Here is a 13,956-nt window from a genome sequence, read left to right on the forward strand (position 1 = left end):
GTATTATGTGGGTTTTGGTCGATTTACATTATACCTAAAGGATGAGCATATGGCTCATTTTTATGAAATTATCTTTTTACACCATTATATGGACGTTACCCAGATGTGTAAGAAGAGGGCTCAACTGACTTCACAGGGGAAAAGCGGCCCGCCGCTTTTCCGTCTCACGCCGATGGAGACCATCTGCCGGGGGCAGATGGTCATGAGCTGACAGTCACTAGTCTCTAGTCTCTAGCGGAAGGTGGGAACCCGCCGGGCGGGTTCCTGGGAACGTATAAAAACCGCAGGCCGGGAAGGGCGGGCCTGCGGCCCGCCCCTACGGCGTTGGGGTCGAATGTTGGATAGAACGGTCACAGGAACGGATTTTTTGACAACCCCGTTTCTCTGATTTTCTGTTGCATCTCTGACCTCAACGTGGTAGGGGCTGCCCGCAGGGGAGCCCGTCCCGGCCTGCGGGTTTCACGTTCAAAGGCAGATGCGTCAGCATCTGGTATCCGAAACGATGAACGATCAACGACCAACGATGAACCAAAAGGCCGCCGGAAAATCCGGCGGCCTTATCATTGGGAAGGAAAACGCCCAAGGCGTTTTCCAACCTACAGCAATCCATGCAACTTTCCCAGTTTCTGGATCTGATCCAGGGAGTAATGGGTGATCCGGGAAATGGTTTCCATGGGAATCTTTTCCTTCAGCATGGCAACAATGTTGGATTCCCGTTCTTCCTGACGGCCTTCCTGTTTTCCTTCCAGGCGCCCTTTCTCAAGACCTTTCACCAGGCCTTGTTCCATTCCCTTTTCCAGGTTTTTTCTAGCAATGGCGTGTCCGATACCGCACATGGTCTCCGCCTCCTTTTTCATTTCAACGGTCATGGGAATATTGTATTCCCGCTCCAGGATATCTTTCTTCACATCCGGGTCCATTTCTGTGGACAGAAGGACGCTGAGCAGGTGGATAATATCCTCCTGCCTGCTGTCCGGCTGCCCCAGGCAGATCATCATCATGGACACCATATCATAATTCATTTTATCATATTTTGGGCGACAGGGAACCAGTGCAGAGGGAAGAGTGCAGAGTGAAGGACGGCTGGGCCGGACGACTCATTGCGATGCCGTAGCGGCCTCACAACCGGAGAACCCCGTTGTTCACGGCCGCTCATCAGCGACTGCGTAGGGGATCGCCGGAGGCAAGCCCATCCCGGCCGCCGGTTTTACACAATATGAAGGGGGCTGTCGCATGCGCAGCAGCCCCCTTTTTTTTATGTTGAAAAATCAGATAATTTTGTTATACTTAAAAGACTGGAGGCATCCGGAAAAGAGCGAAAAGACCCCCAGGCCACGGACGGGCGGGCCTGCGGTCCGCCCCTACGGCGTTGGGGTCGGGATGTTGTTTGTACGGTCAGTTGGACGGGGATTTCGGAGAACCCCGTTGTTCACGGCTGCCCGACAGCGACGGCGTAGGGGCTCGCCGGAGGCAAGCCCATCCCGGCCGCCGGTTTTACGTTCAAAAGCAGATGGGGCAGCATCTGGTATCCTTCACGATGAACGACATTCTGTCCCCAAAATTTCCCACCTCTTTTGGTATACTGGAACCAGGAAAAGAAAAGGAGGTAGGGATCATGAGCTTTGTTCTTGCGGAGGATATGGATTTTGGTACGGTGGAGACGGCGGTTTATGGGTACGTGAATTTCTGCCAGGGACCGGATTTTTATGAGTTCCGGATGAGTCCGGAGGCGGCACGGCCTTTTATGGAAAAAATCGACAAGGCCCTGGCGGGGCTCGATGGGGTGCTGAAAAAGCTGGACCCTCAGGCGCAGCCGTTGGATCAGGTCATTTACCAGGAGGGGGACGAGGACAACCAGGGGACTATTGTGTTCACCGCCTGTCTCCTGGGGCCGGTGGCCATTGACGGGGAATGGAAGAGTGAAGGGGATGCTCTGAAGTTCATCGATGAAATGGATCCGGAAGGGAAGCGGCATGTGGCCTGCGACCTGGTGGCCGACCAGTGTGATTTCGGCAATATCGTTACTCTGCAGCTGAAGAGGTTGGATGGGAGGGAGTAGGCCCAGGGGCAGTCTCTGGCAGCCACTAGCCGCTGGGGGGAACCTGCCAAACCCCAGGCCGGGAAGGGCGGGCCTTCGGCTCGCCCCTACGCCGTTGGGATCGAACGCTCGATTTTACGGTCACAGGAACGGATTTTTCGGCAGTTCCGTTTCTGGAATTTTTTGTTGGATCCTTCGGAGACGGGCGGCCGGGCCTGCCGCCCCTACGGTATCGGTATGCATTTCCCTAAAATTTGCCTGCAAATTTTATCCAAAACGACCAACGATAAATGACCAACAATGAACCACATTTCAGGAGGTGTTTAACCATGGTGCTGAAAAAACGACGGATCACCCGGGGGCTTTTGGCCGGGTGTTTGCTGCTTTCTCTGGCGGTTGGGGGAACGGCCCTGGCCCGGGAACCGGAGATCATGTCCAATCTGGGAGCCATTACCATCAGCTGTTCCATCTACCCAAGCCAGGCCGGGGTGGCGGGGGTGCGTACCGGCATTTCCCAGAGCCAGGTGGAGGAGGTGCTGGGGGCGCCCCAGTCGGTGAAATACGGCCGGGGGACCATGGAATATTCCTATCCTTCCCGTACGCTGCTTTTGGTGCATTTCAGCCCGGAAATGCCCTATCTGCTCATGGACATCAAAACCACCAACCGGGAAGATGCCACAGTGGACGGGGTCCGGCCAGGGATGGCGGAAACGGTGCTGAACGATGTGTACGGCCAGGCGGACGCCGTCTGGACCAAAGAGTACGAATCTCCCAAGATTCCGGAAGAGGACAACCAGAAGAACCACGACCGGCTGGACGAAACCATCTATGAATACCATGCCAACAAAACCACCACCCTGGCCTTCAAGGTAAGGCAGGGCGTGATCCGGGAGATCCACGTGCATCAGGCGGAGTAGAAAGGGGTGCGAAAACAGCCCCCATTTACGTGCCCCTGGTGCCCCCGGATTACCACTTTGACCCGGAGGTACTGGAAGCAGCCCTGGAACGGCTCCAGGAGATCTATAAGAAGATGCCGGTGAGGAAGAGATAGTGCAGAGTGAAGAGTAAAGAGTAAAGAGTGAAGAGTTGAAAACGCCTGAGGGTTTTCCTTCCTTTTCAAAAAGTTTATCTTTCCCCGCCTTCCAGTGCTGTATACTATAAAGATACAACGACAGCACTGGGGGGCGGTTTTTTTATGTTTGAAGGCAGAATCCGGGAGGTGGAGCGGCCGGATCGGATCCTTTCCTATTTTGGACAGGAAAAGGCCGTCCTGCTGGTGGTGACGGTCACCGGCATCCTGTACAACCTGGGCATGGGGGCGGGGCCCTATTTTGAAGGCCAGCTGGCCCAGTGCCTCTACGACATTTTCCAGGGCAAAGCCACTGCCGGGGACATGATCCGTCTGGCAGCTTTGTATGTGGGGGTGATCTTCCTGGTCCAGTTGTCCCGGGCCGGGAAGCGCTACAGTGTGCGGCTGTTTTCCAACCGGGTGAGCCGGACCATGCGCCATACCCTGTACCACAGCCTGGTGCGCCTGGAAGCCCGGCAGCTCCAGCAGGAAAACCTGGGGAACCTGATGACCAAGGCCATGGGGGACGTGGATGCCTGTGCGGAAGGGATGCGGAAATTCACCACGGAAGTGTTCGACACCGGGGTGGTGATGGTGGTGTACCTGAGCCTGCTGCTGGCCTACGACTGGCGGCTGACCCTGCTGGCCTGCAGCTTCACCCCGGCGGCCTACTGGATCGCCAACCGGCTGAAAAAGCAGGTGGCCCAGGCCAACGGGGTCTACAAGGCCACGGAAGCCCGGCTGAACACCCTGACCCTGGACCGGGTGAGCCATGCTCTGACCTACCGGATCTACGGCCAGGAACAGAACCGGGATGCCGCCTACGAAAACCAGCTGACCGCCTACGAAAAGGCCAGCGCCCGGGCCAACATCTTTGAAGGGGCCCTGGGGCCTTTGTACGATGCCATTGCCATGGCGGGCACCGGGATGATCTTCTGGTTCGGGGCGAAAAATGTCCAGGGCACCGGGTGGGAACTGTGGAACATTGCCAGTTTCACCACCTTTTTGGCCTGCTTCACCAAACTGGCGGTAAAGACCAGCCATGCGGCCAAACTGTTCAATGCGGTCCAGAAGGCCCAGGTTTCCTGGCAGCGGATCAAGCCCCTGCTCCAGCAGGCGGCTCCGGAAGGGGAAGAACAGCCACTGGGGCCGGTGGAACCGGCGGATCTGGAAGTCCGGGACCTGGCCTGCCATTATCCGGGCCAGGAGGAAGGCCTTTCCGGGATTTCTTTTGCCGCTCATCCCGGGGACATTATCGGCATTACGGGACCTGTGGCCTGCGGGAAGAGCCTTCTGGGGAAGGTGTTCCTGGATGAAGTGCCCTGGACCGGGACCCTGCTGTGCCATGGGGAGGATTTCCATACCCTGGACCGGAACCGGCGCCGGAGCCTTGTTTCCTATCTGGGCCACGATCCGGAGCTCCTCAGCACTTCCATTGGGGAGAACATTGCCCTGGGAGACCCGGTGGATGTGGAAAAATACCTGGCCATGACCAATCTGGCAGAAGAGGTGGCGGCCATGCCCCAGGGAGTGGATACTCCGGTGGGCAGCGAAGGCACCCGGCTTTCCGGCGGGCAGCAGGCCCGGATCGCCCTGGCCCGGACCCTGGCCCATGCCCGGTCGGTGCTGGTGCTGGACGATCCTTTTGCGGCAGTGGACCGGAAAGGGGAAACAAAGATCCTGGAGAACATCCGCCGGGCTTTCCCGGACCGGGTGATCCTTTTGATTTCCCATCGGCTCACCCATTTCCCGGAATTTACCGGGGTCCTGTTCCTGGAAGGGGGACGGGGGGTCTTCGGGACCCATGCAAAGCTCATGGAGCAGGAGCTCGGCTATGCCCGGCTGGTAAAGCTTCAGCAGGAAGGGGTGGATCTGGATGAATAGGAAGAATCCTGTTTGGGAAAGTGTCAAGGGAACTCTCCGGGCCCATCCCCGGTCCGGAGCCCTGGTGGCGGTGCTGGTGGTCCTTTCTGTGTTCACTTCCCTTTTGCCGCCCCTGGTGCTGGAACGGGCGGTGAACAGCCTGACGGAAGGACGGGGGATTCCCTGGCAGCTGGGCCTTTTGTACATCGGTCTTACGGTGCTGTCGGACTGCTGCGAAACCGCCCAGAACGGGGCCATTACCCTGTTCGGACAGAAGGTGACCCACGGTCTCCGGTCCACCCTGTGCGCCAAACTGGATCGGCTGCCGGCCCGGTACTTCACCGGCCATCCCAGCGGCCAGACCACGTCCATTTTTGTCAACGACGGGGACACCATCGATGCCCTGTATTCTGACGGGATCGTGGGGATGCTGGCGGATGCCTGCAAGCTGCTGGGGATTCTGTGGATCCTGTGGAGCCGGAGCCAGGGGCTGTTCTGGATCCTGTGCCTTTTGCTGCCCCTGCTGTTTGGGCTCACCCGGCACTTCCAGAAGGGGACCCTGGCCGCCCAGCGGGAAAACCGCCGGGCCATCGGACGGGTGAACAGCCATGTGCCGGAAACCATCCGGAACATCCGGACCATCCATTCCCTGGGGAAGGAACAGTATATGGAAGACCGGTACGATACCCTGATCACCGACAGCTTCCGGGCCATCAACCGGGCCAATGTGTTCGACGGGATCTATTCTCCCATTATCCTGGTGACTCAGGCGGCAGTGGTGGCGGTGATCATGGTGGGGGCGGCCCTGGGGCCCGCCTGGGCGGATCTCTTCGGCCTTTCCGTAGGGTCCGCCGTGGCGGTGATTGCTTATGTGGGGAAAATCTTCGGGCCCCTGGAGAGCATCGGCATGGAAATCCAGAGCATCCAGAGCGCCATGGCCGGGATCCAGCATATCGGGGAATTCCTGGACGAAGAGGAGCGGACTTCTGTGAGCCGGGACCCTTTGCCGGAAGGAATCCGGGACAAGGCAGTGGCTTTTTCCCATGTGACCTTCGGGTATGACCCGGCCCGACTCATTTTGAAGGACTTTTCCTGCAGCCTGGAGCAGGGGGAACAGGTGATCCTTATGGGGCCCAGCGGCTGCGGCAAAAGCACACTGTTCAAGCTGCTCCTGGGGCTGTACGGCCCCCAGCAGGGGACGGTGGCCCTGATGGGGTACCGGGCCGGGAGCCTGCCGGAAGAGGAGAAACGGAGCCTGTACGGCTGCGTTGAACAGGAATTTTCTCCGGTACCCGGTACCGTAGGGGACCAGGTGACCCTGGGAGATGGGTCGGTGACTGCGGACCAGACGGACCGGGCCCTGGAACTGGTGGGCCTGCAGGAGGCGGTGGACCGGCTGCCCCAGGGGAAGGACACCCCCATGGCGGACGGACTGTTCTCCCAGGGAGAACTCCAGCTGCTGAACATTGCCCGGGCCGTGGCCAAAGAACCCCGGCTGCTGCTCTTGGACGAAATCACTGCCAACCTGGACAGCCAGACGGAAGAAAAGGTACTGAAAGCCCTGGAAAGGGCCGCCCAGGGCCGCAGCGTCCTCAGCATCTCCCACCGGTTCTCCCGGATGATGGAAGGGCAGAGGATCATCAGGATGGGGTAACGGGCTGTCAATGGTCACTGGTCTCTGGACGATCCAGTGACCATTGACAAAAAAAGGTGCCCGGAGGCACCTTTTTTTAATATCCCAACTTTTTCTTCAGCTCTTCCATATCCTTTTCCGTCAGGAAGGGCCGGATCAGGCCCAGGTAGTATTCCGCTTCTTTTTCCCGGCCGGCTTTGTGACAGGCCTGGGCTCCTCCGGCGGCCAGCCGGAGGACTTCCGGATTGGGGCCCAGGGGGATGGCTTCCTTCTGGGCGAAGGCGGCCAGTTCTTCCCGGGTGGCCGGTTTCCCGTCCAGCTTCTGGTTTTCCGCCAGGGTCTGGAGCTGTTTTTTGGCTTCTTCCGAATCCTGGAAGTTCAGGCTCATGAGATAGGCGTACCGGGCTCCCTGCCAGTCTTCCTTATGGAGCAGCAGGGCTCCCTGGTTCCGGTAGCACCGGGCCAGGTCAGCAGGACGGAAGGCCTCACGGAACGCTTCCCGGTTCACCCGGCCGAAGCTTTCCCAGTCGGCCTCATCCTTCAGCACCGCCAGATAGGCCGCCCGCACCGGGGCGCTGGCCGGATCCCACCGGAGCCCTTTTTCCAGGGCCTTCCGGGCGTTTTTCAGGTTCCCCTGGGCCAGTTCCAGTTCCCCCTGGACCAGATACAGCAGGTGGAAGGGGAAGGGGGCCTGCTGGACGTTCTTTTTCGGCTGGTAAAACTGCTGGAACAGCACCATTTCCATGGGCTCTGCAAAGGACCGGAATTCCACTTCCGAATCCGGCTGGAACAGGGCGGAATGTTCCGCTTCCTGGATATGGGGGGCCAGCAGCTCCCGGGCCTTGTCAAAATCCCGGGCAGCGGTCAGCTTCCGGGCTTCTTCCAGATGAGCCCGGAATTTGTCGAAAGCCTGGCTGAACATGTCTGCAAAATGCTGGCGGCTTTCCTCCGGCATCAGCTTGTACAGCAGCTGGCTGCAGAACCGGGCGATTTCCCGGTGGAGAGGGTGGTCCCGGTACAGTTCCATGCACCCCTGCAGGTATTTGATGTCTTTCTGGGAGTTCCCGGTCAGGTTCTCCCGGATGGATTTTACAATGGATTCCAGTTGTTCCATGATTTTTCCTCCGATTCGTGGCAATGTATCTACTATTATACAGCCCTTGCCCCCTTCCTTCAACTGTGCTATAATGGTTCCATTCAATTCCATACCTTGCCATGAACAGGAGAGTACGCATTTCCGGAGGTCACAGAGAGTGGGGAGCAGGTGGGAGCCCCGTACGGAAAGAGATGGGGAAGTTCACCTGGGAGCAACCGGACTGAACGGAGTAGGCCCGGCGCCGGCAGCGTTATCGGCCAGATGAGTGAAAAAATAGGGTGGTACCGCGAACCTTCGCCCCTTGTGGGGATGGAGGTTCTATTTTTTTAGGAGGCGTGAACATGAGTGACAAACTGCAGGAACTGCGGGAGAAGATCCAGAAGGATCTGAGCGAAGTCAAAAGTGTGGAAGATCTGAAGAATATCCGGGTCCAGTACCTGGGCAAGAAGGGGGCTCTTACCTCCATTCTCCGGAGCCTGGGAGACGTGGCGGCGGAAGAACGGCCGAAAATCGGCAAAATGGTCAACGAAGTCCGGGCCAAGGTGGAACAGCGGATCAACGAACAGATGAAGCTCCTGGAAGCCCATCAGATGGAAGAAAAACTGGCCAGTGAAACCCTGGACTTTACCCTGCCGGGACGGAAACCGGCCCTGGGCCATCTCCATCCTGTGACCCAGACCCTCCGGGACATCAAGAAAGTCTTCATGCGCATGGGATTCGAAGTGGTGGAAGGACCGGAAATCGAAACGGACTACTTCAACTTTGAAGCCCTGAACCTGCCCAAGGACCATCCGGCCCGGGACATGCAGGACACCTTCTACATCACTGACGACATCCTGCTCCGGACCCAGACTTCCGGGGTACAGGCCCGCACCATGCAGAGCCGGGAACCCAACAGCCCTATCCGGATGATCTGCCCGGGCACCGTGTACCGGAACGACTATGACGCCACTCATTCCCCCATGTTCCATCAGGTGGAAGGGCTGGTGGTGGACAAGGACATTTCTCTGGCGGACCTGAAAGGGACCCTGGAACTGTTCTGCAAGGAAATGTTCGGGGACAGCGTAAAGATCCGGCTGCGGCCCAGCTTCTTCCCCTTTACAGAACCCTCCTGCGAAGTGGATATCAGCTGCGTCATGTGCGGGGGCAAAGGCTGCCGGGTGTGCAAGAACTCCGGCTGGCTGGAAATCCTGGGGGCCGGGATGGTGCATCCCAACGTGCTGCGGATGAGCGGCTACGACCCGGACAAAATGAAGGGCTTTGCCTTCGGGATGGGCGTGGAACGGATTGCCATGCTGCGGTACGGCATCGACGATCTCCGTCTGTTCTTCGAAAATGACCTGCGGTTCATCCGTCAATTCTAAGAGGGAGGCAAAGAGATATGTTAGCTTCTATTAATTGGTTGAAACAATATGTGGATATTCCCGTAACGCCGGAAGTGCTGGCGGACAAACTGACCCGGGTGGGCCTGGAAGTGGAACAGGTGATCCATCTGGGAGAAGGCCTGGAAGGGGTCATCACCGGGAAGGTGGCCCAGATTGAACGGCATCCCAATTCTGACCATCTGTGGATCTGCCAGATGGACCTGGGCGGGGATGCTCTGGTCCAGATTCTCACCGGGGCCCAGAATGTGCACCAGAACGACTTGGTGCCTGTAGCCGTGGTGGGCTCCCATCTGCCCAATGGCATGACCCTGAAACCGGCCAAGATGCGGGGCCTGGATTCCAACGGCATGCTGTGCAGCGCCGGGGAACTGGGCATCGACGCCAAACTGCTGCTGCCGGAACAGCGGGACGGGATCTTCATCCTGCCGGAAAGCACCCCCATCGGGGTGGATGTGAAGAAGCTGCTGGGGCTGGACGATGTGGTACTGGATATCGACCTGACCGCCAACCGCAGCGACTGCTTCAACATGCTGGGCCTGGCCCGGGAAACTGCCGCCGTGCTGGGACAGACCCTGCGCCTGCCCAAACTGGCCACCAAAGACGAAGCCGCCGGGAACGTTGCTGACTGCGCCAAAGTGGAAATCGGCTGTCCGGACCTGTGCACCCGGTTTGCCATGCGGATGGTGAAGGATATCCAGGTGACGGAATCTCCGGAATGGATGCAGAAACTGCTCCGGGCTGTGAACATCCGTCCCATCAACAATGTGGTGGACGTGACCAACTATGTGATGATGGAACTGGGCCAGCCCATGCATGCCTACGACTATGACACGGTGAAGGACCACACCTGGATCGTCCGCCGGGCGGAAGAAGGGGAGACCCTGGTGACCCTGGACGGCCAGAAACGGGACCTGAACCCCAACATGATTGTCATCGCCGATCCGGAAAAGGCCATCGGCCTGGCCGGTGTCATGGGGGGCCTGGCTACGGAAGTCACCGGCAAGACCGTAAACGTCATGCTGGAATCCGCCACCTTCTACGGTCCCAGCATCCGGCACACCTCCAAGGACCTGGGCCTGCGCAGTGAAGCCTCCCAGCGGTTCGAACGGGGCGTGGACACCATCCGGGACCATGACGCCCTGGACCGGGCCGTCCATCTGCTGGAAGAAATGGGGGCCTGCAAGGCCGTAGCCGGTGTGGTGGAAGACTACCCGGTGCCCCAGGAACCGGTAAAGATCAAGGCGGTGCCGGAAGCCCTCCGCCGGCGGATCGGCACGGAAGAAATCACCGACGAACAGATGCGGACCATACTGGAAGGGCTCCGGTTCCAGGTGGAACCCCAGGCCGACGGCAGCTGGCTGGTGACCGTCCCCACCTGGCGGAACGACTGCACCTGCGATGCGGACCTTTCCGAAGAAGTGGCCCGGATGTACGGCTATGACAAGATCCCCTCCACCCTGCCCCAGCTGGATATGGCCCGTGGGGGACAGGCTCCCATGGAAGATGTAAAGGACAAGGTACGGAACTGGCTGGCTGACGCCGGACTGGACGAAGTGATGACCTACACCTTCATCAACGCCGGGGACTTTGACAAACTGGGCCTGGTTGCCGAAGACAGCCGCCGGCAGGCCGTCCAGATCATTAACCCCATCAGCGACGACTTCCGGACCATGCGGACCACCATGGTGCCCAGCCTGCTGAACACAGCCGCCTACAACCTGGCCCGGCAGAACGACCGGGTGGCCCTGTTCGAAGTGGGGCGGGTGTTCCTGCCCAAAGCCCTGCCTCTTACGGAACAGCCGGCGGAAAAGACCCGTTTGTGCGTGGTGCTGGCCGGGAAACGGAACGAGCTGAACTGGACCGAAAGCAAGGATGCGGTGGATTTCTTCGACCTGAAAGGGGATCTGGAAGGGGTGCTGGACGTGCTTCAGGCCCGGAACGTGACCTACGCCAAACCGGAAGAGAAATTCCTCCATCCCGGGAAGAGCTGCACGGTGCTCCACAACGGAAAGGCCGTGGGCTTTATGGGGGCCCTCCATCCCCAGGTACAGGAACGGTTCGGTCTCAGCGCCGAAACCTATGTGCTGGAAATGGATCTGAGCAGCTTTGTGGAAGAAGCAGAACGGATTCCCCAGTTCACCCATATTCCCCAGTTCCCCAGCACCAGCCGGGATATTGCTGTGGTGGTGCCCAAGACCGTCAGCGCCGTTGACCTGATGGCGGAGATCCGCAATCAGGCCGGCCCCCTGCTGAAGGATGTGCGGCTGTTCGACGTGTACAGCGGCAAGCAGGTGAAGAACGGCTGCAAGAGCGTGGCCTTCAGTCTTACCTTCCAGGATCTCACCCGGACCCTCCAGGACAAGGAAATCAACGACATCATCAACCAGGTGGTGAAGAAAGTCCAGGAACGGTTTGAAGCAGAGCTGAGAGAGTAGGAGGCTGCTGCCTCTGCTGACAGGTTTTTCCAAAAACCTGTTGACAAAAATCCCTTTCTATCGTATACTAAACAAGTCAGCGGCGCTGGAAAGCAAAGCGACAACGGCCCAGTAGTTCAGTTGGTTAGAATGCCGCCCTGTCACGGCGGAGATCGTCGGTTCGAGTCCGTCCTGGGTCGCCAATGCGGAAGTAGCTCAGTGGTAGAGCATCACCTTGCCAAGGTGGGGGTCGCGAGTTCGAATCTCGTTTTCCGCTCCATAGGAGTATAGTTCAATGGTAGAGCAACGGTCTCCAAAACCGTCGATCTGGGTTCGAATCCTAGTACTCCTGCCAGAGAATTTGAGAGGACTTCCCGAAAGGGAAGTCCTTTTTCGTGTATTCTGTCCCCCATTTTACCCACATACTTTCTTATAATGGAAGTAAGAAAAGGAAAGGTGGGAGTTCTATGAAAAAGATTTTCATTACCATTACCGGCTGCAATCATTATCTGGGGTATGAGGTGTTCCATCGGAAAATGGAACTGGTGCTGCGGAAGGAACCGGACAACGAATACGATAAAGAAGCCATCCGGGCGGAGATCCCGGGGATCGGGAAAGTGGGATACGTGGCCAACAGTACCCACACTGTGCTGGGGGACACCTGCAGCGCCGGACGGATCTACGACAAAATCGGGAAAAAAGCCCATGCCAAGGTGGTTCTGGTCACCGAACGGGGCGTAGTGGCACGGGTGAAGAGGGAAAAGTGAAGAGTGGAGAGGGGAGCCCGTCCCGGCCTCCTTTGTATAAAATGAAAAAGAGGAATCCTGCATGAAACTGAAAACCACTGATATCCTTATGACAATTTGTGTACTGGGATCCACTCACAAGATTGACACGTTGAGTTATATCATCTGGGGCTTGTATGTTATTTATATGTTTTGCAGATTTTTGGATTGGAAAAAGAAAAAATGAGGAAAAGGAAAAATATCCCCTGGCTGGACAATGCTGTCGCTTACGCTGAAACAGGAGAAATCCGGCCCTGTCCACGATGTGGCAGCAGGGATATAGAAATAACTGTTTTGGATAAAGGCAGAAAATCCATTACCCTGGTTTGCAGGAAATGTGGCAGCTGGAGACATTTTGATGGAGGGAAAGAAAATGATGATGCAACCGTCAAAAGAAGAATATGAAATATGCGAGAAATTAAAAAAATGTACAGATGAAAAGGAAAGAAAAATCCTGGAAGAAAAATGGGCTGAGTGTATACGGAGAAATCCTATACCTGAATTGGACACACACCGGAAGCAATGAGTGCAGGGGACTATTGCCCTGAGGCATTCATTAGCTCTTCGAATGGGAAAAAACTGGATTTAAAAATCCGTGTGCTTGCTGTGGTCAACGATGGGAAAGGCGCTGGAAACAGTCCAGGATACGAGAAGGTGTACGATAATTATCCAAACGACGGAAGAATCTACTCTTAAAGAGATTCTGGCTCATATCAATACTGACAAGAATGAGCAGAAGAAAGGGGAACGGGGCTATGAAAAGTAAGTATAATTATCCCTGGTACAAGAACAACCCCCTGGATAAGGTCTGGTGGAAAGACGGCGATTCTCTTGGGGAAATGATCTTCAGCTTTGATCGGGTCCATGAATTTAATTTGTGGACGGACTACCCCCAAAAACTGACGCATGAGCAAAAGTCTTTATTTGATCGGGAGAACCCGGAATGGAAAAAGTTTTTCGAACCGTGAATAAAATATATTAAACTTAAACCGCTTCTAATGGAGAAATATCTTCCGTCTGCAAACTCGGGAAAAAAGCCCCTGCCAAAGTAGTGGCGGTCACCGACCGGGACGTGGTGGCACAGGTGAAAAAGGAAAAGTGAAGAGTGCAGCGTGAAGTGCGGGACGGTAGAACGGGCCGTATGGACGGTACTCTACAGAATCTCCGGCCTGGCGGGCAAGTCCCTGGTCTCATAGGGACGGTGAACTGGCGGAGGATATCGCTTTTATAGGGAGAAGAAATTGAAATGAACGGATATAAGCTGCCGAAGCCTACGGTCATCGAACAAAAAATGATAGAGTCCCTTGAACGCATATCCAAAGATGAAAAATTTCTGTTTGGAATCTGTGCAACCCTGGAAACAGATGAGCTGCGCCAGGAAATGCGTGATGCCATTGAAGACGGCGATGTCCAGACAGAAGAAGACGCCATCTATTATGCTCTTCAACTGGATAATGAAGGAGCTTCCCATGGATAAACAGCTGGATCATTAGCATGCCGGCTGCTGTCCAAACTGCCTGTGCTACAGGAGGGTTAAAATCAAATGACTGATTGGAACTAAAGGATGCCTCAGCCAAAGGGACTGGAAAAGAAGATGGTAGATAAGCTGCGTACAGTATGGAATAACGATGAATTCATATTTGGAAATAGACTGGTCATAAAAACAGACGATG

General features: G+C 56.7%; 13 protein-coding genes, 3 tRNA genes and 1 other annotated feature. Of the genes, 14 read left to right on the plus strand and 2 right to left on the minus strand.

What is annotated here, in order from left to right; translation table 11 throughout:
* A partial coding sequence (locus ACZOF8_RS08465; protein ID WP_487426764.1) for a hypothetical protein occupies positions 1-211 on the plus strand: 211 nt, incomplete at its 5' end.
* A 385-nt stretch (positions 212-596) separates the two neighbouring features.
* Here the strand turns inward: ACZOF8_RS08465 and ACZOF8_RS08470 are convergent.
* Positions 597-1,022 (minus strand): hypothetical protein, encoded by a 426-nt coding sequence (locus tag ACZOF8_RS08470; protein WP_487426765.1) that lies wholly within the window; start codon positions 1,020-1,022, stop codon positions 597-599.
* Between the two features lie 593 nt (positions 1,023-1,615).
* On the opposite strand from ACZOF8_RS08470, the gene ACZOF8_RS08475 reads away from it, so the two are divergent.
* From ACZOF8_RS08475 to ACZOF8_RS08490, 4 genes are all read left to right on the plus strand, one after another.
* Positions 1,616-2,059, plus strand: a complete 444-nt coding sequence (locus ACZOF8_RS08475; RefSeq protein WP_022488013.1) for a hypothetical protein — start codon at positions 1,616-1,618, stop codon at positions 2,057-2,059.
* Positions 2,060-2,367: 308 nt separating this feature from the next.
* On the plus strand, positions 2,368-2,955 hold the full coding sequence (locus tag ACZOF8_RS08480; protein ID WP_487426766.1) for a hypothetical protein: 588 nt from the start codon (positions 2,368-2,370) through the stop codon (positions 2,953-2,955).
* A gap of 278 nt (positions 2,956-3,233) precedes the next feature.
* A complete protein-coding gene (locus ACZOF8_RS08485) occupies positions 3,234-4,991 on the plus strand; it encodes an ABC transporter ATP-binding protein (protein WP_487426767.1) in 1,758 nt (585 codons plus the stop codon).
* On the plus strand, positions 4,984-6,624 hold the full coding sequence (locus ACZOF8_RS08490; RefSeq protein WP_487426768.1) for an ABC transporter ATP-binding protein: 1,641 nt from the start codon (positions 4,984-4,986) through the stop codon (positions 6,622-6,624). The genes ACZOF8_RS08485 and ACZOF8_RS08490 overlap by 8 nt, the downstream gene beginning before the upstream one ends.
* A 76-nt stretch (positions 6,625-6,700) precedes the next feature.
* Here ACZOF8_RS08490 and ACZOF8_RS08495 read toward each other — a convergent pair whose 3' ends face one another.
* Positions 6,701-7,717, minus strand: coding sequence for a hypothetical protein (locus ACZOF8_RS08495; RefSeq protein WP_022487560.1), 1,017 nt, complete (start codon positions 7,715-7,717; stop codon positions 6,701-6,703).
* A gap of 92 nt (positions 7,718-7,809) precedes the next feature.
* Positions 7,810-8,004, plus strand: a binding site (T-box leader).
* A 36-nt stretch (positions 8,005-8,040) separates the two neighbouring features.
* On the opposite strand from ACZOF8_RS08495, the gene pheS reads away from it, so the two are divergent.
* From pheS to ACZOF8_RS08540, 9 genes are all read left to right on the plus strand, one after another.
* Positions 8,041-9,063, plus strand: coding sequence for a phenylalanine--tRNA ligase subunit alpha (gene pheS, locus ACZOF8_RS08500; protein WP_303225959.1), 1,023 nt, complete (start codon positions 8,041-8,043; stop codon positions 9,061-9,063).
* Positions 9,064-9,080: 17 nt separating this feature from the next.
* Positions 9,081-11,519, plus strand: coding sequence for a phenylalanine--tRNA ligase subunit beta (gene pheT / locus ACZOF8_RS08505; RefSeq protein ID WP_487426769.1), 2,439 nt, complete (start codon positions 9,081-9,083; stop codon positions 11,517-11,519).
* Positions 11,520-11,624: 105 nt separating this feature from the next.
* Positions 11,625-11,701, plus strand: a tRNA-Asp gene (locus ACZOF8_RS08510).
* Positions 11,702-11,703: 2 nt separating this feature from the next.
* Positions 11,704-11,778, plus strand: a tRNA-Gly gene (locus ACZOF8_RS08515).
* A gap of 1 nt (position 11,779) precedes the next feature.
* Positions 11,780-11,853: transfer RNA gene (locus ACZOF8_RS08520), tRNA-Trp, on the plus strand.
* A gap of 112 nt (positions 11,854-11,965) precedes the next feature.
* Positions 11,966-12,265 carry an HIRAN domain-containing protein gene (locus tag ACZOF8_RS08525; protein ID WP_022487557.1) on the plus strand — a complete coding sequence of 100 codons (300 nt, stop codon included), beginning with the start codon at positions 11,966-11,968 and terminating at the stop codon, positions 12,263-12,265.
* A 186-nt stretch (positions 12,266-12,451) separates the two neighbouring features.
* Positions 12,452-12,688, plus strand: coding sequence for a hypothetical protein (locus tag ACZOF8_RS08530; protein WP_288174585.1), 237 nt, complete (start codon positions 12,452-12,454; stop codon positions 12,686-12,688).
* Positions 12,689-13,038: 350 nt separating this feature from the next.
* The gene (locus ACZOF8_RS08535; RefSeq protein ID WP_022487555.1) at positions 13,039-13,251 is read left to right on the plus strand and encodes a DUF7675 family protein; all 213 of its coding nucleotides are present in this window, start codon (positions 13,039-13,041) and stop codon (positions 13,249-13,251) included.
* A 278-nt stretch (positions 13,252-13,529) separates the two neighbouring features.
* Positions 13,530-13,760, plus strand: coding sequence for a hypothetical protein (locus tag ACZOF8_RS08540; protein WP_022487554.1), 231 nt, complete (start codon positions 13,530-13,532; stop codon positions 13,758-13,760).
* The last annotated feature ends 196 nt before the right edge of the window (positions 13,761-13,956 follow it).

Source organism: Acidaminococcus sp., from assembly GCF_057597765.1.

Bases quoted from the DNA above. Each gene is read 5' to 3' on its own strand.
- ACZOF8_RS08490 (WP_487426768.1), top strand. From the start codon at position 4,984: ATGAATAGGAAGAATCCTGTTTGGGAAAGTGTCAAGGGAACTCTCCGG.
- ACZOF8_RS08480 (WP_487426766.1), top strand. From the start codon at position 2,368: ATGGTGCTGAAAAAACGACGGATCACCCGGGGGCTTTTGGCCGGGTGT.
- ACZOF8_RS08470 (WP_487426765.1), bottom strand. From the start codon at position 1,022: ATGAATTATGATATGGTGTCCATGATGATGATCTGCCTGGGGCAGCCG.
- ACZOF8_RS08535 (WP_022487555.1), top strand. From the start codon at position 13,039: ATGAAAAGTAAGTATAATTATCCCTGGTACAAGAACAACCCCCTGGAT.
- ACZOF8_RS08485 (WP_487426767.1), top strand. From the start codon at position 3,234: ATGTTTGAAGGCAGAATCCGGGAGGTGGAGCGGCCGGATCGGATCCTT.
- ACZOF8_RS08495 (WP_022487560.1), bottom strand. From the start codon at position 7,717: ATGGAACAACTGGAATCCATTGTAAAATCCATCCGGGAGAACCTGACC.
- ACZOF8_RS08475 (WP_022488013.1), top strand. From the start codon at position 1,616: ATGAGCTTTGTTCTTGCGGAGGATATGGATTTTGGTACGGTGGAGACG.
- pheS (WP_303225959.1), top strand. From the start codon at position 8,041: ATGAGTGACAAACTGCAGGAACTGCGGGAGAAGATCCAGAAGGATCTG.
- ACZOF8_RS08525 (WP_022487557.1), top strand. From the start codon at position 11,966: ATGAAAAAGATTTTCATTACCATTACCGGCTGCAATCATTATCTGGGG.
- ACZOF8_RS08540 (WP_022487554.1), top strand. From the start codon at position 13,530: ATGAACGGATATAAGCTGCCGAAGCCTACGGTCATCGAACAAAAAATG.
- pheT (WP_487426769.1), top strand. From the start codon at position 9,081: ATGTTAGCTTCTATTAATTGGTTGAAACAATATGTGGATATTCCCGTA.